General features: G+C 69.4%; 19 protein-coding genes. 12 read left to right on the top strand and 7 right to left on the bottom strand.

From position 1 onward, the window contains the following. The first annotated feature begins 37 nt into the window (after positions 1–37). Positions 38–526, top strand: a complete 489-nt coding sequence (locus tag M1M07_RS03835) for a GNAT family N-acetyltransferase (protein WP_197257373.1) — start codon at positions 38–40, stop codon at positions 524–526. A 16-nt stretch (positions 527–542) separates the two neighbouring features. Here M1M07_RS03835 and M1M07_RS03830 read toward each other — a convergent pair whose 3' ends face one another. Continuing rightward, positions 543–1,193: an amino acid-binding protein gene (locus tag M1M07_RS03830; protein ID WP_248673340.1), complete on the bottom strand. Its 651-nt coding sequence runs from the start codon at positions 1,191–1,193 to the stop codon at positions 543–545. A 313-nt stretch (positions 1,194–1,506) separates the two neighbouring features. Here M1M07_RS03830 and gatC point away from each other — a divergent pair, with 313 nt between their 5' ends. The 3 genes from gatC (at position 1,507) to M1M07_RS03815 (ending at position 4,232) form a co-directional block, all read left to right on the top strand. After that, positions 1,507–1,806 carry an Asp-tRNA(Asn)/Glu-tRNA(Gln) amidotransferase subunit GatC gene (gene gatC / locus M1M07_RS03825; protein ID WP_197257371.1) on the top strand — a complete coding sequence of 100 codons (300 nt, stop codon included), beginning with the start codon at positions 1,507–1,509 and terminating at the stop codon, positions 1,804–1,806. After that, the gene (gatA, locus tag M1M07_RS03820) at positions 1,803–3,278 is read left to right on the top strand and encodes an Asp-tRNA(Asn)/Glu-tRNA(Gln) amidotransferase subunit GatA (protein ID WP_197257368.1); all 1,476 of its coding nucleotides are present in this window, start codon (positions 1,803–1,805) and stop codon (positions 3,276–3,278) included. Before gatC ends, gatA begins: the two co-directional genes overlap by 4 nt. A 114-nt stretch (positions 3,279–3,392) precedes the next feature. Further along, complete coding sequence (locus tag M1M07_RS03815) at positions 3,393–4,232, top strand: alpha/beta hydrolase (protein WP_248673339.1); 840 nt, start codon at positions 3,393–3,395, stop codon at positions 4,230–4,232. Here M1M07_RS03815 and M1M07_RS03810 read toward each other — a convergent pair. Next, complete coding sequence (locus M1M07_RS03810; protein ID WP_248673338.1) at positions 4,229–5,569, bottom strand: alpha/beta-hydrolase family protein; 1,341 nt, start codon at positions 5,567–5,569, stop codon at positions 4,229–4,231. The genes M1M07_RS03815 and M1M07_RS03810 overlap by 4 nt on opposite strands. After that, complete coding sequence (locus M1M07_RS03805) at positions 5,566–6,183, bottom strand: hypothetical protein (protein ID WP_197257364.1); 618 nt, start codon at positions 6,181–6,183, stop codon at positions 5,566–5,568. Before M1M07_RS03805 ends, M1M07_RS03810 begins: the two co-directional genes overlap by 4 nt. A 153-nt stretch (positions 6,184–6,336) precedes the next feature. Here M1M07_RS03805 and M1M07_RS03800 point away from each other — a divergent pair, with 153 nt between their 5' ends. After that, the gene (locus M1M07_RS03800) at positions 6,337–7,530 is read left to right on the top strand and encodes a sensor histidine kinase (RefSeq protein WP_248673374.1); all 1,194 of its coding nucleotides are present in this window, start codon (positions 6,337–6,339) and stop codon (positions 7,528–7,530) included. 10 nt (positions 7,531–7,540) lie between these two features. Beyond that, complete coding sequence (locus tag M1M07_RS03795) at positions 7,541–8,212, top strand: response regulator transcription factor (RefSeq protein WP_248673337.1); 672 nt, start codon at positions 7,541–7,543, stop codon at positions 8,210–8,212. 78 nt (positions 8,213–8,290) lie between these two features. On the opposite strand, the gene M1M07_RS03790 is transcribed toward M1M07_RS03795, so the two are convergent. Next, positions 8,291–9,142 carry a formate/nitrite transporter family protein gene (locus M1M07_RS03790; protein ID WP_197257360.1) on the bottom strand — a complete coding sequence of 284 codons (852 nt, stop codon included), beginning with the start codon at positions 9,140–9,142 and terminating at the stop codon, positions 8,291–8,293. Positions 9,143–9,353: 211 nt separating this feature from the next. Between M1M07_RS03790 and M1M07_RS03785 the strand changes: the two genes are divergently transcribed. Genes M1M07_RS03785 through M1M07_RS03775 form a run of 3 tightly spaced genes read left to right on the top strand, consistent with a single transcriptional unit; the run spans position 9,354 to position 13,168 of the window. After that, complete coding sequence (locus M1M07_RS03785; RefSeq protein WP_197257358.1) at positions 9,354–10,385, top strand: 6-phosphofructokinase; 1,032 nt, start codon at positions 9,354–9,356, stop codon at positions 10,383–10,385. Positions 10,386–10,428: 43 nt separating this feature from the next. Beyond that, on the top strand, positions 10,429–11,937 hold the full coding sequence (gatB, locus tag M1M07_RS03780; protein ID WP_197257356.1) for an Asp-tRNA(Asn)/Glu-tRNA(Gln) amidotransferase subunit GatB: 1,509 nt from the start codon (positions 10,429–10,431) through the stop codon (positions 11,935–11,937). Between the two features lie 25 nt (positions 11,938–11,962). Next, entirely contained in the window at positions 11,963–13,168 is a 1,206-nt protein-coding gene (locus M1M07_RS03775; protein ID WP_248673336.1) for a cation:proton antiporter, read from the top strand. 142 nt (positions 13,169–13,310) lie between these two features. Here M1M07_RS03775 and M1M07_RS03770 read toward each other — a convergent pair whose 3' ends face one another. Then, on the bottom strand, positions 13,311–14,462 hold the full coding sequence (locus M1M07_RS03770) for a sorbosone dehydrogenase family protein (RefSeq protein WP_197257352.1): 1,152 nt from the start codon (positions 14,460–14,462) through the stop codon (positions 13,311–13,313). A gap of 77 nt (positions 14,463–14,539) precedes the next feature. On the opposite strand from M1M07_RS03770, the gene M1M07_RS03765 reads away from it, so the two are divergent. Further along, positions 14,540–15,292, top strand: coding sequence for a DoxX family protein (locus M1M07_RS03765; RefSeq protein WP_248673335.1), 753 nt, complete (start codon positions 14,540–14,542; stop codon positions 15,290–15,292). Between the two features lie 56 nt (positions 15,293–15,348). On the opposite strand, the gene ilvD is transcribed toward M1M07_RS03765, so the two are convergent. After that, positions 15,349–17,190, bottom strand: a complete 1,842-nt coding sequence (gene ilvD, locus M1M07_RS03760; RefSeq protein ID WP_248673334.1) for a dihydroxy-acid dehydratase — start codon at positions 17,188–17,190, stop codon at positions 15,349–15,351. 105 nt (positions 17,191–17,295) lie between these two features. Further along, positions 17,296–17,787, bottom strand: coding sequence for a PH domain-containing protein (locus tag M1M07_RS03755; protein ID WP_197257375.1), 492 nt, complete (start codon positions 17,785–17,787; stop codon positions 17,296–17,298). A gap of 264 nt (positions 17,788–18,051) precedes the next feature. On the opposite strand from M1M07_RS03755, the gene M1M07_RS03750 reads away from it, so the two are divergent. Both M1M07_RS03750 and ilvN read left to right on the top strand, forming a co-directional pair. Continuing rightward, on the top strand, positions 18,052–19,989 hold the full coding sequence (locus tag M1M07_RS03750; protein WP_248673333.1) for an acetolactate synthase large subunit: 1,938 nt from the start codon (positions 18,052–18,054) through the stop codon (positions 19,987–19,989). Continuing rightward, entirely contained in the window at positions 19,986–20,489 is a 504-nt protein-coding gene (ilvN, locus tag M1M07_RS03745; RefSeq protein ID WP_197257348.1) for an acetolactate synthase small subunit, read from the top strand. The genes M1M07_RS03750 and ilvN overlap by 4 nt, the downstream gene beginning before the upstream one ends. Positions 20,490–20,509: the final 20 nt, after the last annotated feature.

Here is a 20,509-nt window from a genome sequence, read left to right as displayed (position 1 = left end):
TTTGGGTGGCCGCGGGATCGGCTGTCATAGTGCACAAATGATCGAAATCAGGCGTGTGAGCCCGGACGAGTACGAGACCGTCGGCGACCTCACCGTCGACGTGTACGTCGGCGGCGGCTTCGTCGAACCCGACGATCCGTACGTGGCACGGCTGCGCGACACGGCGACCCGCAACGCTCAGGGCGAGGTCGTCGTCGCGGTCGCGGACGGCGAGATCGTCGGTTCGCTGACCCTGGCCGAACCGAAGTCGCGCCTCGCGGACATCGCGGAAGAGGACGAACTCGAACTGCGGATGCTCGCGGTCGCACCGGCCGCGCGACGCCGCGGGGTCGGATCGGCCCTCGTCCGGCACGCCCTCGACACCGCGTACGAGCGCGGGGACCGCGCCGTGGTGATCTCGACCGAACCGGCCATGGTCGACGCCCGCCGCATCTACGACCGCAACGGATTCGTCCCGGTCGCCGAGCGCAACTGGGTGCCGGTGCCCGGCGTCGAACTGACCGCGATGGTGCGCGAACTGGTCTGACCCGGTTCGCCCGGCGTCACCCCAGAACGGTGCCGATGATGCCGGCGAGGTAGCCGAGCCGGGCCACCTCGGAGGGCCGGAACTCCGGTCCACCCGGCCGTCCGAGCATGAGCACCCGGGTGGGGGAGCCGAGCGGTGCGGCGGCGAGTGTCGTGTCCATCTGCCGCCACACCGCGGGAACCCACGCGGCTTCGTGGTCGAGCAGCTGCGGCTTCTCGAGCGGCATCCAGGGCAGGCCCAGTGCGTGGGTCTCCGGGGCGCCGGGACTGCCCGCGACCCGGTAGGGGCCCTTCGGGCCGACGGCGATCACCGTGGCCCAGCCGACGCGCAGCACGCGCGGGGCACCGTCGGCGAGGATCTGGAGCCGGCCGTCGCGCGCGGTGGCGACCTGGTCGATCAGCTCGAGTTCGCGGTGGGTGTCGAGCATGCCCGCGTATGGACGGATGGAGTCGACGGTGACGCCGTCGAGCGCTTCGGCGGCGGTGATCAGCGTGTCGGGAAGTTTGCCGGGCTCGACGTCGACGACGAGATCGTCGATGGCGAAGTCGGCGCCGCGTTCGACGACATCGAGCGACAGGATGTCCGCGCCGACCGATCCGAGGGCTACGGCGAGCGCGCCGAGGCTACCGGGTCGATCGGGTAGCTGGACACGCAGCAGGTACGACACGTGCGTCCTTTCACCTATGGGCCGATTCGAGGGCACGCCGATGGCCGGCGCGCTGCATGGTGAGGCCGCACAGGCGACCCCCGACTGCGACCATCCTGTCACCTTCGAGGCCTGTTCGGTGCACAGATTCCGGGCGAAACGGGCGGCGTCATTGCAAATCCGCCGGTCGCGGGCGGGCGTGAAACACGATTGATACGCGCGTTTCGCGTCCCCGAAACGAATCGGCCGCGTCCCGGGGTCGCACAGGAGGCCGAACCGGGCACGCACTACGCTGGATGCGACGTTCGTTCTCCCATGAAAGGGGTCACCGAAGGTGCCTGCCATCTCCCGTGACGAGGTCGCACACCTCGCCCGGTTGTCCCGGCTCGCGCTGTCCGACGCCGAACTCGACGAGTTCGCCGGCCAGCTGGATTCGATCCTCAGCCACGTCAAGGCGGTGTCGGAAGTGGCCGCGGACGACGTGGCGCCGATGGCCAACCCGAACGCGGTGACCAACGTGACCCGACCCGACGTCGTGGTGCCGGGCCTCACCCCGGAGGAAGCGCTCTCGGGTGCACCGGTCGTCGAGGAGGGCCGTTTCTCGGTTCCCCAGATCCTGGGAGAGGGCGAATGAGCAGCGAACTGACCCGCCTGTCCGCCGCCGACCTGGCGTCGCGGATCCACGCCGGCAAGGTGTCCTCCGTCGAGGTCACCCAGGCCCACCTCGACCGCATCGGTGAGGTCGACGGCGAGTACCACGCGTTCCTGCACGTCGCCGGTGAGCAGGCGCTCGCCGCGGCCGCCGAGGTCGACCGCGCGGTCGCCGCCGGCGAGGCTCCGGCCTCCCCGCTCGCGGGTGTGCCGCTCGCCCTCAAGGACGTGTTCACCACCACCGACATGCCCACGACGTGCGCGTCGAAGATCCTCGAGGGCTGGGTCGCGCCCTACGACGCGACGCTGACCACCAAGCTGCGGCAGGCCGGGATCCCGATCCTCGGCAAGACCAACATGGACGAGTTCGCGATGGGCTCGTCCACCGAGAACTCCGCGTACGGCCCGACCCGCAATCCGTGGGACACCAACCGCATCCCGGGCGGATCCGGCGGTGGCTCGGCCGCGGCGCTCGCGTCGTACCAGGCCCCGCTCGCGATCGGCACCGACACCGGCGGCTCGATCCGTCAGCCTGCCGCCGTCACCGCGACCGTCGGCACCAAGCCCACCTACGGCACCGTGTCCCGCTACGGGCTGGTCGCGTGCGCGTCGTCGCTGGACCAGGGCGGCCCGTGCGGCCGTACCGTCCTCGACACCGCGCTGCTGCACGAGGTCATCGCCGGGCACGATCCGCGCGACTCCACCTCCGTCGACGCACCGGTCCGCCCGGTCGTGGAGGCCGCCCGCCAGGGCGCTGCCGGCGACCTGAAGGGCCTGCGCGTCGGTGTGGTCAAGGAACTGCACTCGGAAAGCTACCAGCCCGGCGTCATCGCCTCGTTCGACGCTGCGGTCGAGACCCTGACCAAGCTCGGCGCCGAGGTCGTGGAGGTGTCCTGCCCGCACTTCGAGTACGCGCTGGCGTCCTACTACCTGATCCTGCCCTCCGAGGTCTCCTCGAACCTCGCGCGTTTCGACGCGATGCGGTACGGCCTGCGTGTCGACGACGGCACCATGAGCGCCGAGCAGGTCATGGCCGCTACCCGCGCCGCCGGTTTCGGCAAGGAAGTCAAGCGGCGCATCATGATCGGCACCTACGCGCTGTCGTCGGGCTACTACGACGCCTACTACGGCCAGGCCCTCAAGGTCCGCACGCTCATCGCACAGGACTTCGACAAGGCCTACGAGCAGGTCGACGTCCTGGTGTCGCCGACGAGCCCGTTCACCCCGTGGAAGATCGGGGAGAAGGTCGACGATCCGCTGGCGATGTACCTGTCCGACCTGTGCACGCTGCCGACCAACCTGGCCGGCCACTGCGCGATGTCGGTGCCGTCCGGCCTGTCCGCCGACGACGGTCTGCCCGTCGGCCTGCAGATCATGGCCCCGGCACTCGCCGACGAGCGTCTCTACCGCGTCGGCGCGGCCTTCGAGGCTGCGCGCGGCCCGGTCCTCGTCTGACCCGATCGCACCGACGGGCCCGGAATCGTAAGGTTCCGGGCCCGTCGTGTATCCGCCTGCGTGACAACGTCATCTCTGCCACTATGGGACGCATTGTCCGCGAAGGGGGATCGCGTGAACCAGGTGGAACTTTCGGCGGGGACCATCGAATACGAGGACACCGGTGGCGACGGCCCGGTGCTGGTGTTCATCCACGGGCTGCTCATGGACGGGTCCGGATGGCGGCACGTCGTCGAGGAATTGCGGGGAAGATACCGGTGCATCGTGCCGACCTGGCCGCTCGGTTCGCACCGGACACCGATGCACCCGGACGCGGACCTGACGCTCATCGGAATGGGCCACCTGATCGGGGAATTCCTCGACGCCCTAGACCTGCGCGAGGTCACTTTGGTCCAGAACGACTGGGGCGGCGCCCAGATCTTCCTCGCCGTCGCGAATCCCGAGCGCGTGTCCCGGCTCGTGCTCACCGCCTGCGAGGCGTTCGACAACTATCCACCCGGACCCGTCAAGCTGCTGCTCCCGCTGGTTCGTCTGCCCGGCGGATTCCGCGTGCTGATGACGGTGCTGGGCACCAAGCTGGGACGGCGCGGTCCCGGCACGTGGGGATGGATGAGCAAACGACCTGTGCCCGACGAGATCTACGACGCCTGGTTCGGGCCGGCCGCGGTCGATCGCGACGTGCGGCGCGATCTCGCGAAATACGCGTTGTCCGCGCCGCCGAAGCAAGAACTGCTCGACCTCGCCGCGAAGTCCGCGGAGTTCACCGGGCCGGTGCTGATCGTGTGGGCGACCGAGGACCGGATGATGCCCCGCGACCACGGACGCCGTCTCGCCGAGCTCTTCCCGGACTCCCGCCTCGTCGAGATCGACGACAGTTACACATTGCTGGCCGAGGACCAGCCGGAGAAGCTCACCGAGGCGATCGGGGACTTCCTGGCGGCGACCGGCACCTAGGGAGCGCATCGGGCTTGGTCCGGCCCGTAGCGGTGCCCGTGACCCGGTGCCGCATCCAGCGCGAACAGCAGATCCACCGTCGTCTGCAGGAAGCCGATCACCGGCAGCCAGGCGGGCAGCGGGGCGTCGACGCGGGCGCGGGACAGGTCCGGCGGGGACCACAGCAGCGACGGCCGCCACCGGATCACCGGGTCCGAGGAGTTCGCCAGCACGGTCCCGCCGTCCGGCCGCACCGAGCCCGCAGGCGGTCCGGTCCACAAGGCCTCGCAGGCTCCCGGCGCGGCGGGTCCGTCGAACGCGGCACCGGCACCGACCGCTCCGAGGCTCTGCCCGTACACGTGCAGCTGCGGCCGATCCGCCGGATCGAGTGTGTCCAGGCGCGAACGGACCGCATCCACCAGCGCCGTGGCCGCGTCGATCGCGGCGTCGCGTTCGAGCACGAACGTCACCCAGCTCGGTGCCGACGAGTACTGCACCGCGACGAACGCCACGTCGTCGCCGTAGGCGGATTCGAAGCCGGCCACCGCGTTCGCGTCGATCCACCCGGAACCGGTCGGCACCGCAACCACCAGGTGCCCGCGATCGAATCCGCCGGCCCGGTCGAGTTCCCGCACCGCGAGCGCGGCCCGTGCCGGCGGATCCGGGGCCGAATCCACACCGACGTAGGTGCGAATCGCCTGGCCGGCGTTGTCGAGAGCGACGAAGCGGCGGCCCTGCTCGCCGAGGGTGTCCCACGGCACCAGCGACTGCGGTGCGCCCGACACTCCGGCCGGGAGCCGCGACGGCGGGAGGGAGGCTGCGGCCGTCGGTGCGAATCCGGTTGCGGCGGTGTATCCGGCGAGGGCGATGATGCCGACCGCCGCCAGTGCCCGCGCCGGCACGATGCGACGAATCCGTGCGGTGACACCGAGAGTGAGAGCCACGATCAGCACGGCGGTGGTCACGACGACCACCCAGTGTGAGGCGCCGACGGGAGGGACGCCCATCGCGTCCCGCAGCCCGTTCTGCCAGCGGTCCGCGGCGAGGGTCGCCGCGCCGCACAGTCCGGTCGCCGCACCGACCGCACCCCACCGGACCGGGACCGACGCGACGGCCGGGGCAGGCCGGAATCTCGTCCGTAGCGCCCGGGCCACCGCGAGCAGCCCGAGGCCGCACAGCACGGACACGGCGGTGACGGCGGCCTGGACGACCGCGGGCCTCGGCAGCAGCGACGGGGCCAGCGAGATGCAGACTGCGACGGTCGTCGCCGTCGTCGTCGCGACGCGCGGGCAGATCGCTATCGATGCGTACGTCGAAAGATGATGGGGCCGTTGGATTTCGAGAACCGCTGCGCTCATGACCGCACCCGCAATCCTGCGGCTCCGGCCGTAGCGGCCGTGCCCAGCCCGAGCAGGATCGGCAGCGGCGATTCCGGACTCGGTGCCCGATACTGCTGCCGCCACGAATTGATCCGCACCGCAACGGATGCGACCTCCGCGGCGATCACGCAGCCCGGTGCGGCGTCCGGCTCCGTCGCGCAGGCCTCGCGCAGGTCCCGCGTCAGGTTACGGTCCAGCGCGCGGCGCGCATCCGGCCCGAGTTCGCCGCCGGAGTCGCGGGCGAACCGCAGCAGGTCGTATCCGAGATCGTGGGTACGGCAGGCCGGTTCGAACAGCGCCGGCAGCGGCACCGGCGACGAGCACGAACCCTGTGGATCGCTGAGTCGCTCGCCCGAGACTCCGGGTTCGCGAATCGGGCTGTACCGCATCGCCGTCTCGAAGTCGGGCGGGAACGCGGCGCTCGCGGTGTCGGTGTCACCCGATCCGAGCGCGAGCACGGTGGCCGCAGCGGCGGGATGCTCGGCGGTGGACCGGTCCTGCGCTCCCGGCGACCCGGCGGCACCCACCCAGACGTATGCGGCGAGAACACCGACGGTCGTGGCGGCTCGGGCTCTCGCGGATCCGATGATCATGAACGCCGACGCTAGGAACGCGGTACCGATGTCCGGATCACACGACGGACCGGTTCGCCGCGGACCACCCGATACCGGGGTAGCAGCGAGATCTCACTCCACGGTATGAGGACAGAGGAGGCTGCGGTACCTAGCGTGGGAACCGTGAATTCGTTGGTGCGTGAAGGTGTACATCACGGCGTGGACCTGTCGGTCCGGTACGGTCGCGGACGCTGGTGGAACATCGCGATCGTCGTGACCACCCTGATCCTCTACGCGATCGCGTGGCCGACGCTCCAGCTCACGCACGACGTTCCGGCGCCGCTCATGCCGATCATCTCCGGGCTGGCGGTGTTCCCGTTCCTGCTGATCCGGGCGCAGCCGGCGCTCGGGTGGGCGATCTCCGCGGTCGCGGCGATGATCGTTCCGTGGGCGTTCGACCGGGTCCCGAACTACGGCTATCCCTGGCAGGTCGTCCACATCCTGGTGCTCCTCGCCCTGCTCGTCGCGGTCTGTCTGCGCGAGGAGATCCGGATCGTGCTCGTCGTCTGGCTCGCGACCGTCGTGTTGTTCTTCGTCTACCTGCCGGGCAACGACGGGTGGGGCTGGGCGATCGGGCTCGCCGCGATCGCGGCGTTCGCGCTGCTCGTGCGCTGGCTGGTGCTGTCCCGGCGGCAACTGGCCCGTGAGGAGGAGATCAGCGAACTCGAACGTGCCCGTCGCGCGGCGCTCGAGGAGAAGGCGCGCATCGCCCGCGACCTGCACGACATCGTCGCCCACCACATGTCTCTCGTCGTGGTGCAGGCGCAGAGCGCCCCGTACCGGCTGCCGGACGTCTCCGACGAGGTGCGCGCCGAATTCGAATCGATCGGCGTTCACGCGCGGGAGGCGCTCAACGAGGTCCGCGGCATGCTCGGTGTGTTGCGAAGCGACGGCATGCTGCCCGAGAACGCTCCGCAGCCCGGGCTGAGCCGGATCGACGAACTGTTCGACGCGTCCCGCCGCGCCGGGGTGCACCTCACCGCACGGATCGACGGGGACACCGGGTCGGTGTCCGACAGCGCGGGACTCGCGGTGTACCGGATCCTGCAGGAGTCGCTCGCCAACGCGGCCCGGCACGCGCCGGGCTCGGAGGTGTCCGTGCAGGTGGTGTGCGGTCCGGATCGGGTGGACCTGACGGTGCGCAACGGCGCCTCGGAGGCCGGTCGCGGGGACCGTCCCGTGGACCGGCCGGACCTCGGCGGCGGCAACGGTATCCGCGGCATGGCCGATCGGGCGGCGTCGGTCGGGGGACGGTTGTACGCGCACCCGCGACCCGACGGAGGATTCGAGGTGTCGGCGGTGCTGCCCCGCGTCCCCGCCGCCTAGGGTGGGGGTGATGACCGAGCCGCACGCACCCATCACCGTGTTCATCGCCGACGACCAGGCCATGGTCCGCCAGGGCTTCGGCGCGCTGCTCGCCGCGCAACCCGACATCAGTGTCGTCGGGGACGCCCCGGACGGGAAGGTCGCGGTGAGCGAGGTCGCGAGGTTGCGGCCCGACGTCGTGCTCATGGACGTGCGCATGCCGGAGATGAACGGACTCGATGCCGCTCGGCACATCCTCGCCGACCGACGCGAGCCGCGCTCGAAAGTGTTGATGCTCACCACATTCGACCTCGACGACTATGTGTACGAGGCGCTGGGGATGGGTGCGAGCGGGTTTCTGCTCAAGGACGCGCCGGCGGACGAACTCGTCCGGGCCGTACGGGTCGTCGCCGACGGGCAGGCGTTGCTGGCGCCGACGGTCACCCGCCGGCTCATCGCCGACGTGACCCGCCGGCGCGCGCCCCGTCGCAGCACCGCGCTCGACGTGCTGACCCCGCGCGAGACGGAAGTGCTCGAGCTGATCGCGCACGGCCTGTCGAACCAGGAGATCGCGCAACGGTTGTTCGTCGCCGAACAGACGGTCAAGACGCACGTCGGCAAGGTGCTCGGCAAGTTGCATCTGCGGGACCGCGCGCAGGCGGTCGTGGTGGCCTACGAGTCGGGGCTGGTCGTGCCCGGGTGACGGTCGGATCGGAACCGCGAAGGGGCCGGGCGTCCCGACCACGCCCGGCCCCTTCGTTATCCGCGGAAGTGTTCGCGATCAGACCGTTTCGGTCTCCCGCTCCGGTGCGGGCGCGATCTCGACGGTGGCCCGCTTCGGCTGGGTGCGGACGTGGGTCGTGTAGATGGCCAGGCCGACGAAGACCAGTCCGCCCACGAGATTGCCGAGCACCGTCGGGATCTCGTTCCACACGAGGTAGTCGACGAGGGTGAAGTCGGCGCCGAGGAGCAGGCCGGACGGGAACAGGAACATGTTGACCACGGAGTGCTCGAATCCCATGTAGAAGAACAGCATGATCGGCAGCCACATGCCGAGAACCTTGCCGGTCACGTTCTTCGACATCATCGCGGCGACCACACCGGTCGAGACCATCCAGTTGCACAGCACGCCGCGCAGGAACAGCGTCGCCATGCCCGCGGCGCCGTGTTCGGCATAGCCGACGGTGCGTGACTCGCCGATGGTCATCAGCTTCTCGGCCACCTCGTTCGGCGGAATCGAATATCCGTAGGTGAGCACGAACGTGATGATCACAGCGACCATGAACGCCCCGGCGAAGTTGCCGACGAACACCAGTCCCCAGTTGCGCAGGACGCCGCCGATCGTCACGCCCGGACGGCGGTCCAGGTACGCGACCGGCGCGAGCGTGAACACCCCGGTGAGCAGGTCGAAACCGAGCAGGTAGAGCAGGCAGAAACCGACCGGGAACAGGGCCGCTCCGAGCAGGGCGTTACCGGTCTGGACGGTCACGGTGACCGCGAAGGCCGCGGCGAGGGTGAGCAGCGCACCGCCCATGAACGCGCGGATCAGCGTGTCGCGGGTGGACGTGAGGACTTTGCTATGGCCGGCGTCGACCATTGCACGGGCCAGCTCGGCCGGTGGGACATAGGACACGGCAAACCTCCTGTGGGATCGGAGAAAGTGTCGAGGGCCGCGGTGACCGGTGTGTTGCCTCGCCGTAAGTGCGCGTTGCGTTCCGCTCAGCGTGATCGCGGGCTCTCTGTGAGACTTTGCAGCGGGGCAACGTGGCCGATCGAGATGACGCTCACGCCGCTTGCGGGCAGGATGACAGGAGCGACACGGATCCTCTGCAACGGAGGCGTACATGACGAAGGTCGGGATTCTCACCAGCGGCGGCGACTGCCCCGGACTCAACGCGGTGATCCGCGGCGCGGTTCTGAAGGGGGAGACCGTGTACGGCCAGGAGTTCGTCGGATTCCTGGACGGATGGCGCGGACTCGTCGAGGGCGATGCGATGCCGCTCGACCGCAGTTCGGTGCGGGGCCTGTCGAACCAGGGCGGCACGATCCTCGGCACCAGCCGATTCGGGCCGTATCAGGGACCGCAGGGCGGCGCGCAGAACATCGCCCGCACCCTCGAGAAACTCGGTGTCGACGCGGTGGTGGCGATCGGCGGAGAAGGCACCGCGGCGGCGTCGAAACGACTGTTCGAGGAAGGAATCCCGATCGTCGGGGTTCCCAAGACGATCGACAACGACCTCGGCCGCACCGACTACACGTTCGGATTCGACACGGCCGTCGAGATCGCCACCGTCGCCATCGACCGCTTGCGCACCACCGGTAACTCGCACAAACGCTGCATGGTGCTCGAAGTGATGGGGCGGCACGCCGGGTGGATCGCCCTGCACTCGGGTACCGCGGGCGGCGCGCACGCGATCCTCATTCCCGAGCACCCGGAGAGCATCGACCAGATCTGCGCGTGGACGACGAGTGTGCGCGACCGCGGTCGTGCCCCGATGGTCGTCGTCGCCGAGGGCTTCACGCTGCCGGACATGACCGAGGCCCACTCGCACAAGGGTCTCGACGGATTCGATCGTCCGCGCCTCGGTGGTATCGCCGAGATCCTGGCCCCGATGATCGAGGAACGCACCGGCATCGAGACCCGTGCGACGGTGCTCGGCCACATCCAGCGCGGGGGAGTGCCCACCGCGTTCGACCGGGTCCTGGCGACACGGCTCGGTATGGCCGTCACCGATCTCGTCGCCGACGAGGACTGGGGTCACATGGTGGCGCTGCACGGCACCCGCATCGTCCGCGTCGGGTTCGACGAGGCGCTCGCGCACCACAAGTTGGTGCCGGAAGAGCGATACCAGGAGATGCGGGTTCTGTTCGGCTGAGTGGTGGTGAGTGGGTCGGGTGGCGGCGTCTAAAATCGACCGCATGACTGCCGCCATGTCCGATGATCTGCTCGCCTACGACGACGTGCTCGCGAAGTTCGAGCCCGTGATGGGCATGGAGGTGCATGTCGAACTGCACACCGCCACCAAGATGTTCTGCGGCTGCCCGACCACGTTCGGTGCCGAGCCCAACACGCAGGTGTGCCCGGTGTGCCTGGGCCTGCCCGGATCGCTGCCCGTCGTCAACCAGGCTGCCGTCGAATCCGCCATCCGCATCGGCCTGGCGCTGAACTGCGAGATCACCCCGTGGGGCCGGTTCGCGCGCAAGAACTACTTCTACCCGGATCAGCCGAAGAACTACCAGATCTCGCAGTACGACGAGCCGATCGCGACGAACGGCTACCTCGACGTCGTGCTCGACGACGGCACCACGTGGCGGGTCGAGATCGAACGCGCCCACATGGAGGAGGACACCGGCAAGTCGCTGCACGTCGGCGGCGCGACCGGACGCATCCACGGTGCGAGCCACTCGCTGCTGGACTACAACCGGGCCGGCGTGCCGCTCGTCGAGATCGTCACCAAGCCGATCGTCGGCGCCGGTGAGCGTGCCCCCGAGGTTGCCCGCGCCTACGTCACCGCGCTGCGCGATCTGCTGAAGGCCCTCGACGTGTCGGACGTGCGCATGGACCAGGGCTCGATGCGCTGCGACGCCAACGTCTCGCTCAACCCGATCGGCGCGGACGAGTTCGGTACCCGCACCGAGACCAAGAACGTGAACTCGCTCAAGTCCGTCGAGGTCGCGGTCCGCTACGAAATGCGCCGCCAGGCGGCGGTGCTCGTGGCCGGTGGCACGGTGGTCCAGGAGACCCGCCACTTCCAGGAGGCCGACGGCACGACCTCGCCCGGTCGCCGCAAGGAAACCGCAGAGGACTACCGCTACTTCCCGGAGCCGGATCTCGAGCCGGTCGCTCCGAGCGCCGAGTGGATCGAGGAACTGCGCGGCACCCTGCCGGAGCTGCCGTGGCTGCGCCGCGCCCGCATCCAGAAGGAATGGGGTGTCTCCGACGAGGAGATGCGCGACCTGGTGAACGCCGGTGCTCTCGACCTGGTGATCGCGACGACCGAGGCCGGGGCGCCCGCGTCCGAGGCCCGGTCCTGGTGGGTCGCCTACCTGACGCAGCAGGCCAACGCCCGCGAGGTCGAACTCGCGGATCTGCCGATCACCCCGAAGCAGGTCGCGAAGGTCATCGCGCTGGTCGCCGACGGCAAGCTCACCAACAAGCTCGCGCGGCAGGTCGTCGACGGTGTCCTCGCCGGCGAGGGCGAACCCGAGGAGGTCGTGGCCGCTCGCGGACTCGAGGTCGTGCGCGACGACTCGGCACTGCAGGCCGCGGTCGACGAGGCGCTCGCCGCGAACCCCGACATCGCCGACAAGATCCGCTCCGGCAAGGTCCAGGCGGCCGGCAAGATCGTCGGCGACGTCATGAAGGCCACCCGCGGCCAGGCCGACCCGGCGCGCGTCAAGGAACTCGTCATCGCCGCGTGCAGTTGATCTTGAGCCGCTAACGTAGCGGTTCATGGATGCCGCAGTCGCCACTTCACTGTTCTGGATCGTCGTGGCGGCCGTGGTCGCGCCGCTCGTCGCGGGAGCCGTGCCTCGCCGGCTCGTGCCGGAAGTGGTGCTGCTGCTCGTCGCGGGGGTCGTCATCGGCCCCAACGCGCTCGGCTTCGCCGAGGTCGACGGCGGGATCGAGATGCTCCGCGAACTCGGTCTGGGGCTGCTGTTCCTGCTCGCCGGCTACGAGATCGATCCCGCCGAGCTGCGCGGTCGCGGTGGTCGCCGCGCGCTGATCACGTGGTGCGTGTGCATGACACTGGCCCTGGCGACCGTCGCAGTGCTCGGCGCGGCCGGTCTCGTGAATGCCGAGGTCGCCGTCGCGATCGCGTTGACGTCGACCGCGCTGGGCACTCTGCTGCCGATCCTCGCGGACCGCGGGCTCGTCGACACCCCGCTCGGGCGGTCGGTGCTCAACCACGGAGCGGTCGGCGAGCTGTTGCCGGTGATCGCGATGGCGACGCTGCTGGGCGCGCGCGGTGCGCTCGGATCCCTGCTGGTCCTCGCGGCGTTCGCGGTGGTCGCCGTGATCGTGGCACTGCTGCCGCCGCGGATCCTGCGGGAAGGATCGCAGTTCCTGGCATTCGTGCGACGCACCTCGATGACCACCGCCCAGACGTCGGTCCGGTTGACGATGCTGCTGCTCGTCGGGCTCATCACCCTCGCGGTCGTGTTCGACCTGGACGTGATCCTCGGCGCGTTCGCCGCGGGATTCATCCTGCGCCGGGCGATTCCGACCGGCGACGTGCTGCTCGAGACGAAACTCGACGGACTTGCCTACGGGTTCCTCATCCCGATCTTCTTCGTCACCTCCGGGATGGCGATCGACGTGGGTGCCGTCGTCGAGAAACCCGGTGTGCTGATTGCGTTCCTGCTGTTGCTGATTCTGGTCCGGGGTGTGCCGGTGTTCGTGTCCGCACGCCTCGACCGCGAGTCCCGCTTCGACACCGCGGAGCAACTGCAGATCGCGCTGTACTCGACGACCGGGCTCCCGCTCATCGTCGCCGTCACCGGGGTCGCGGTCTCGGCGGGGGAGATGACGAACGGCAGTGCGTCGATTCTCGTTGCGGCCGGGGCGATCACAGTGCTGATACTTCCGATGGTCGCGGGGCTGCTCCAGCGATCCGATCGGCCGCAGTCGGTGAGTCCGTCCGACGCGGGATGCTGAGGCTGCGAATAATCCCGAATTCACGACGTGTTTCGGAATTCGCCCACGCTGTAGCGTGAGCGAATTCGCATCCACCGCGTCGATTGTCGCCCAGGGTGATTCTCCGGGACGCGCGACGGCGACGTCCGACGGTCTTTCCGACTCAGTCGAATCCGCCGCCACCGGCCGGGAACTGGATGCGCACGACGCGATCGTCGTTCGGCCCCGGCTGGCCACCGTCCTTGTTGACGGTCGAGACCCACAGCAACCCGTCGACACCGGCCGACGCGCCACCCAGCCGCCCGTACCTGTCCTGCGCCGCGAGCACCGGGGCTGCGGTGACGGCGCCGGTACCCGGGTCGGTGGCGACCACCGACACCGCCTTGCCGTCGGTCAGCGAGATCGCCACCGCATCGGGGCCGGCCGCGCATCCGGCGAGGCCGGGACGGTCCGGCCACGTCCACACCGGCGCGCCCGCGACGGAACCGTCCGACCCCACCCGCTGCAACCGGTCCTCGAGCGGCGTGCGGTCGGTGACCCACAGATTGCCGATCGGGTCACGGCACACGTCGCCGGCCGTTCCGATGCCGGACAGCACCACCGTCGGTGCGGGGGCAGGACCGCCAGGGGCGGGCAGCGGCACGCGCAGCAGCTTCCCGGCCAGTGACGCGGGATCTGTTGCGGCAGCAGGGTTTCCGACGTCTCCGGTGAGGACGGCCAGCTCGGTGGGGGTGACGAACTCGATGGCGCCGGCGTTACCGTTCGCGCCGCGTGGGATGCCGGTGAACACGTCCTTGGGAACGTCGCCCGCGGCGATGCGCACCACCCGGTTGTCGGACGGTGTGGTGATGTACGCGTAGAGCAGCCGGTCCTCGCCGTAGGTGGGAGACAGCGTCAGATCGAGGAGGCCTCCGTCGCCCGAGCCGTCCACCGGGATCGTCGCGATCTCGACGGGTTCGGTGCCGGGGGCGACCTGCAGGATCCGCCCGGTGCGCCGCTCGGCCACGAACGCGGAACTGCCGTCCGGCACGGTGACGAGCCCCCCGGTGGTGTCGAGGCACGTGGCGACGACCGCGGGGTCCGGATCCACACACGGGCCGGGAGGCACCGGAGGGACGGACGGTGTCGTCGACGTGGTCGGTGACTGCTCGAGCGGGCCGATGTCGGCGCCGCCGTCGAACGACGGTTCCGGTGTGAACGGGGTCGTGGCCGCATCGTCGAACCGGGCGCACGACGTGACCGTGGCGAACAGGCCGAGTGCCAGTACCAATGTCGGCAGTCGCCGCGAACCCCTCAACCGCGCACCCCTCGTCATGCCGCAAACGTTACCGGCACGCCGAGCGTCTCCTCGGTTCCCGGGTGCTCCCCGCCGCGCGACCTACGCTGGACCACGTGAGCGACAAGGCGAAAGACCCCGTCCCGGAACCGGCGCCGTACGAGAATCCGACGCTCGAGCTGAACCGTCCACGTTCGTCGATGCTCGAATCCGACGACGACCTCGACCTGGACCAAAGGTCGTTCGAATCCCGCTCCGCCGGGGCGTACGACGGCCCCACCGACCCGATCCATCGGCCGGAGATGCCGGTCGCGCCGGGATCGTACGAGGAGCCGGAACCGGTTGCCGCTGTGCCCCCGAAGGTGCGGCGCGGCACCCTCGACCTCGGTTTGCTGATCCTGAGGCTGGCCGTCGGCGGCATCATGATCGTGCACGGGCTGCAGAAACTCACCGGATGGTGGGATGGACCCGGACTCGACGGATTCGAAGCGCTCGTCGAGGGCGCCGGCTACCGGTACTCGGAGATCCTCGCGATCGTCGGTGCGATCGGGGAGATCGCGGCGGGTGCCTTGCTGGTCCTGGGCCTGATGACGCCGCTCGCGGCGGCCGCGGTGGTCGCGATCATGATCAACGCCGTGCTGTTCAAACACCACCTCGAACCGGGGCTGCAGTACTTCGCGGCTGAGCAGTCCGGTGTGGAGTTCGAGGTGCTGCTCGGCGCGGCGGCGGTGGCGATCGTGCTGACCGGTCCCGGCCGGATCGCCGTCGACGGAGCACGTGGCTGGGCGACGCGCCCGTTCATCGGATCGTTCGTGGCACTGCTGCTCGGCGTCGCCGGCGGCGTGTGCCTCTGGCTTTTCGTGCGCTGACGCGCTCGTGCGCGGTTTCGGTAGCCGGAGCTACCGAAACCGCGCACGAGTACGAGCTACGGGAGCTGGCGGACGGCACCCTTGTCGGCGGAGGTCGCGAGCGCCGCGTAGGCGCGCAGGGCCTTCGACACGACACGGTCACGGGCGACCGGCTGCCACGGGTTCTCCCGGGCTTCCATCTTCGCGCGGCGCTCGGCGAGCACCTCGTCGTCGACGAGCACCTCGAGGGTGCGGGAGGCGACGTCGATGCGGATGCGGTCACCGTTCTCGACGAGACCGATCACACCACCGGACGCGGCCTCGGGGGAGACGTGCCCGATGGACAGGCCCGACGTGCCACCGGAGAAGCGGCCGTCGGTGATCAGCGCGCACACCTTGCCGAGGCCGACGCCCTTGAGGAAGGACGTCGGGTGCAGCATTTCCTGCATGCCGGGACCACCCGCGGGGCCCTCGTAGCGCACGACCACGACATCGCCCGGCTGCACCTTCTTGCCGAGGATGACCGAGACGGCCTCCTCCTGCGACTCGACCACCAGGGCCGGTCCCTCGAAGCTGAACAGGTCCTCGTCGATACCGGCGGTCTTGAGGATCGCGCCGTCGACGGCGAGGTTGCCGCGCAGCACGCACAGGCCACCCTCGACGGTGTAGGCGTGCTCGATGTCACGGATGCAGCCACCGACGGCGTCGGTGTCCAGCGAGGCCCAGCGGTTGTCGGTCGAGAACGGCTCGGTGGTGCGAACCCCGCCGGGGGCGGCGTGGAACAGTTCGAGCGCCTCCTCGGTGGCCTTGCCGGACCGGATGTCCCAGTCGTCGAGCCACTGGTCGAAGCTCGCCGTGTGCACGGTGTGGACGTCCGTCTCGAGCAGGCCGCCGCGGCGGAGTTCACCGAGCAGCGCGGGGATTCCGCCCGCGCGGTGCACGTCCTCCATGTGGTAGTCGGAGTTCGGGGACACCTTCGACAGGCACGGAACCTTGCGGCTGATCGCGTCGATGGTCTCGAGGTCGAAGTCGACCTCGCCTTCCTGCGCGGCGGCCAGCGTGTGCAGCACGGTGTTCGTCGAACCGCCCATCGCGACGTCGAGTGCCATCGCGTTGCGGAACGCCGCCGGGGTGGCGATGTTGCGGGGCAGCACCGACTCGTCCTCGTCGCGGTAGTAACGCAGCGCCGCCTCGACGATCGTGGTGCCGGCCTTCTCGAACAGCGCGCGGCGGGCGGCGTGGGTGGCGAGGGTCGAACCGTTGCCCGGCAGCGCCAGGCCCAGCGCCTCGGTGAGGCAGTTCATCGAGTTCGCGGTGAACATGCCCGAGCACGAACCGCACGTCGGGCAGGCGCTGCGCTCGACCTCGTCGAGGCCCGCGTCGCTCACCGACTCGCTCGCGGACGCGGAGATCGCGGTGATCAGGTCGGTGGGGGCGTGCGCGACACCGTCGACGACGACCGCCTTGCCCGCTTCCATCGGACCACCGGAGACGAAGATCGTCGGAATGTTCAGGCGCATGGCCGCATTGAGCATGCCCGGGGTGATCTTGTCGCAGTTGGAGATACACACCAGCGCATCGGCGGTGTGGGCGTTCACCATGTATTCGACCGAGTCGGCGATGATTTCGCGGCTCGGGAGCGAGTACAGCATGCCGCCGTGGCCCATCGCGATGCCGTCGTCGACGGCGATGGTGTGGAACTCGCGGGCGACGCCACCGGCGGCCCGGACCGCGTCGGCGACGATCTCGCCGACGTCCTTGAGGTGGACATGTCCGGGCACGAACTGCGTGTAGGAGTTGGCGATCGCGACGATCGGCTTGCCGAAATCGGAGTCGGTCAGACCGGTGGCGCGCCACAGGGAGCGGGCACCGGCGGCGTTGCGTCCGACGGTGGTGGTGCGTGACCTCAACGGGGGCATGTGCAGGTTTCCTTCACAGGGCGGGTGGCTGCGCCTTCGGCTGTCGGGCCGGCTGCCGGGCTGCGGCAGGGGCCGGGGTGCAGCGGTTTCGAATTTACCGTTGTGCTATTTCGATGCGTCATCCGACTCGGCCGCGGAGTCTTCCGCTGTCGCCTCGGTACTGCGGTCCTCGGCGCTGCGGGCCGCGTCGGCCGCGGCATACGGATCGGTGATGCGCCCGCCGCTGGCCTCGGCGAGCTCGGGGAGCCGGCCGAACGTGACGACGGGAAGCGGAACCTCGGATCCGTCGGTGAGGGTCGCGCGCGCCCAGCCGCGCTTGGGGAAGCGGATTCCCGCGAGTGCGCCCCACCCGATGCGGGTCGTCGAGAACGTGGCGCGGGCAGTGATGCCGTCGGGTCCGACGACGGTGCGCACGCGCAGGATCCACGCGAGCACGAGAAACGGGATCACCAGCATCCAGGAGAATGCCGCGGGCCAGGCCATCGCGGGCGAGGCCACCGCAAGGAGCAGGATGCCGCACGCGAGCAGCGACAATCGGGAAATCCGAATGACGCGCGTCGCCGATTCCGGCGTGTGGGATGATGAACGCGGTGGCACGGGCTGCTGGGAGGATGACACCTCACCATCTTCGCATTGCAGCCGAGGCATCTCACATTCTGGGACAGACGACCGAACCAAGTTGACTGTCTGCTTCGCGCGCGCCTACCGTCTAGCGCGTGAATAAGAATGGGTTGCTCGTAATCGGCCGGCGCGTCGTCGCCTGAGCCGCATACCGCAACTCGCCCACGACGCGCCACCCTCGTACAGCAGATGCTGACGAGGGTTTTTTGTTGCCCGGAGCCAGAATCAGAGGAATTCGCAGTGAGCGCACCAACCGCACGGCCTCAACCCTCGCCGCGAAAGCCGGGGTCCACCCCGACTACCGCAGCCGCCGCAGCGCAGCCCGGAACTCGCCGCCAGGTCGCGCCCGAGCGGGTCACCGGAGCCCAGTCGGTCGTCCGAGCCCTCGAGGAGCTCGAGGTCGACACGGTCTTCGGCATCCCCGGTGGTGCGATCCTTCCCGTCTACGATCCGCTGTTCGATTCCAAGCGGGTCCGTCACGTCCTCGTTCGTCATGAGCAGGGCGGCGGTCACGCCGCGACCGGATATGCGCAAGCCACCGGCAAGGTCGGTGTGTGCATGGCCACTTCCGGCCCCGGCGCCACCAACCTCGTGACCCCGCTCGCCGACGCCCAGATGGACTCCGTCCCGATCGTCGCGATCACAGGCCAGGTCGGCCGCGGTCTCATCGGCACCGACGCCTTCCAGGAAGCGGACATCTCCGGCATCACCATGCCGGTGACCAAGCACAACTTCCTCGTCACCGACGGCGCCGACATCCCGCGCATCCTCGCCGAGGCCTTCTACATCGCCGCGTCCGGCCGCCCCGGCGCCGTGCTCGTCGACATCCCCAAGGACATCCTGCAGGCGCAGACCACCTTCAGCTGGCCGCCGGAGATGCACCTGCCCGGCTACCGTCCCGTGACCAAGCCGCACGGCAAGCAGGTCCGCGAGGCCGCGCGCCTGATCGCCGAGGCCAAGAACCCGGTGCTGTATGTCGGTGGCGGCGTCATCAAGGCCGACGCGTCCGCCGAGCTGCTCGAGCTCGCCGAACTGACCGGCATTCCTGTCGTCACCACCCTGATGGCGCGCGGCGCGTTCCCCGACACCCACCGCCTCAACTGCGGCATGCCGGGTATGCACGGCACCGTGGCAGCGGTCGCGGCGCTGCAGAAGAGCGACCTGCTCGTCACGCTCGGCGCCCGCTTCGACGACCGCGTGACCGGTCAGCTCGACTCGTTCGCACCGGACGCGAAGGTCATCCACGCCGACATCGACCCCGCGGAGATCGGCAAGAACCGGCACGCGGACGTCCCGATCGTCGGCGACTGCCGCGAGGTCCTCGTCGAACTCGTCGAGGCGATCCGTGCGGATCTGGCCACCGGCACCAAGCTCGACTACGCGCAGTGGTGGGAATACCTCGACGACATCCGTCGCACCTACCCGCTGAGCTACGACCGTCCCGCCGACGGTTCCCTGTCGCCGCAGTACGTCATCCAGGCCGTCGGTAAGCTCGCCGGTCCGGACGCCATCTACTGCGCCGGCGTCGGCCAGCACCAGATGTGGGCTGCGCAGTTCGTCGACTACGAGAAGCCGCGTACGTGGCTGAACTCCGGTGGTCTCGGCACCATGGGCTACGCCGTGCCGGCCGCCCTCGGCGCCAAGATGGGCAAGCCCGAGGCCGAGGTGTGGGCGATCGACGGTGACGGCTGCTTCCAGATGACCAACCAGGAACTCGCGACCTGCGCCGTCGAGGGTGTGCCGATCAAGGTCGCGCTCATCAACAACGGCAATCTCGGCATGGTCCGTCAGTGGCAGACGCTGTTCTACGACCAGCGCTACTCGAACACCGAGCTCGGTACCCACGGTGAGGTCCGGATCCCGGACTTCGTCAAGCTCGCCGAGGCCCTCGGCTGCGTCGGCATCCGGGTCGAGCACGAAGAGGACGTCGAGCCCGCCATCCGCCAGGCCCAGGCCATCAACGACCGCCCGGTCGTCATCGACTTCATCGTCGGTAAGGACGCCCAGGTGTGGCCGATGGTCGCCGCCGGCACCAGCAACGACGAAATCATGGCGGCGCGGGGCATCCGCCCGCTGTTCGACGACGACGAGGCCGCCGCCGAGCCCGCCGTCATCCACGAGGCCATGAACCGCGAGCAGGCCGCCACCGATTCCGCAGCAGGAGAGGATCGTCAGTGAGCACGAGTCACACCCTCAGCGTTCTCGTCGAGGACAAGCCGGGCGTGCTGGCCCGTGTCGCGGCCCTGTTCTCGCGGCGAGGATTCAACATCGAATCCCTCGCCGTCGGGGGAACCGAGGTGCCCGACATCTCCCGCATGACGATCGTCGTGACCGTCGACGAGTTCCCGCTCGAACAGGTCACCAAGCAGCTCAACAAGCTGGTCAACGTCATCAAGATCGTCGAGCAGGAGGGCGAGGCGTCGGTGGCGCGCGAGCTCGTGCTCATCAAGGTCCGTGCAGACGCCAGCGTCCGCACCCAGGTCATCGAGACGGTGAACCTGTTCCGCGCCAAGGTGATCGACGTCTCTCCGGAGTCGCTGACCATCGAGGCCACCGGCACCCGCTCGAAGCTCGACGCGCTTCTGCGGATGCTCGAGCCGTACGGCATCCGCGAGATCGTGCAGTCCGGTGTCGTCGCCGTCGGACGTGGTCCCAAGTCGATCACGGCCACCCGTTAGCCTGAACACACCCCAATTGC

The sequence above is a fragment of the Rhodococcus sp. HM1 genome (assembly GCF_023218075.1).
Lineage (GTDB): Bacteria > Actinomycetota > Actinomycetes > Mycobacteriales > Mycobacteriaceae > Rhodococcus.
This window is presented reverse-complemented; position numbering and strand designations above follow the sequence as displayed.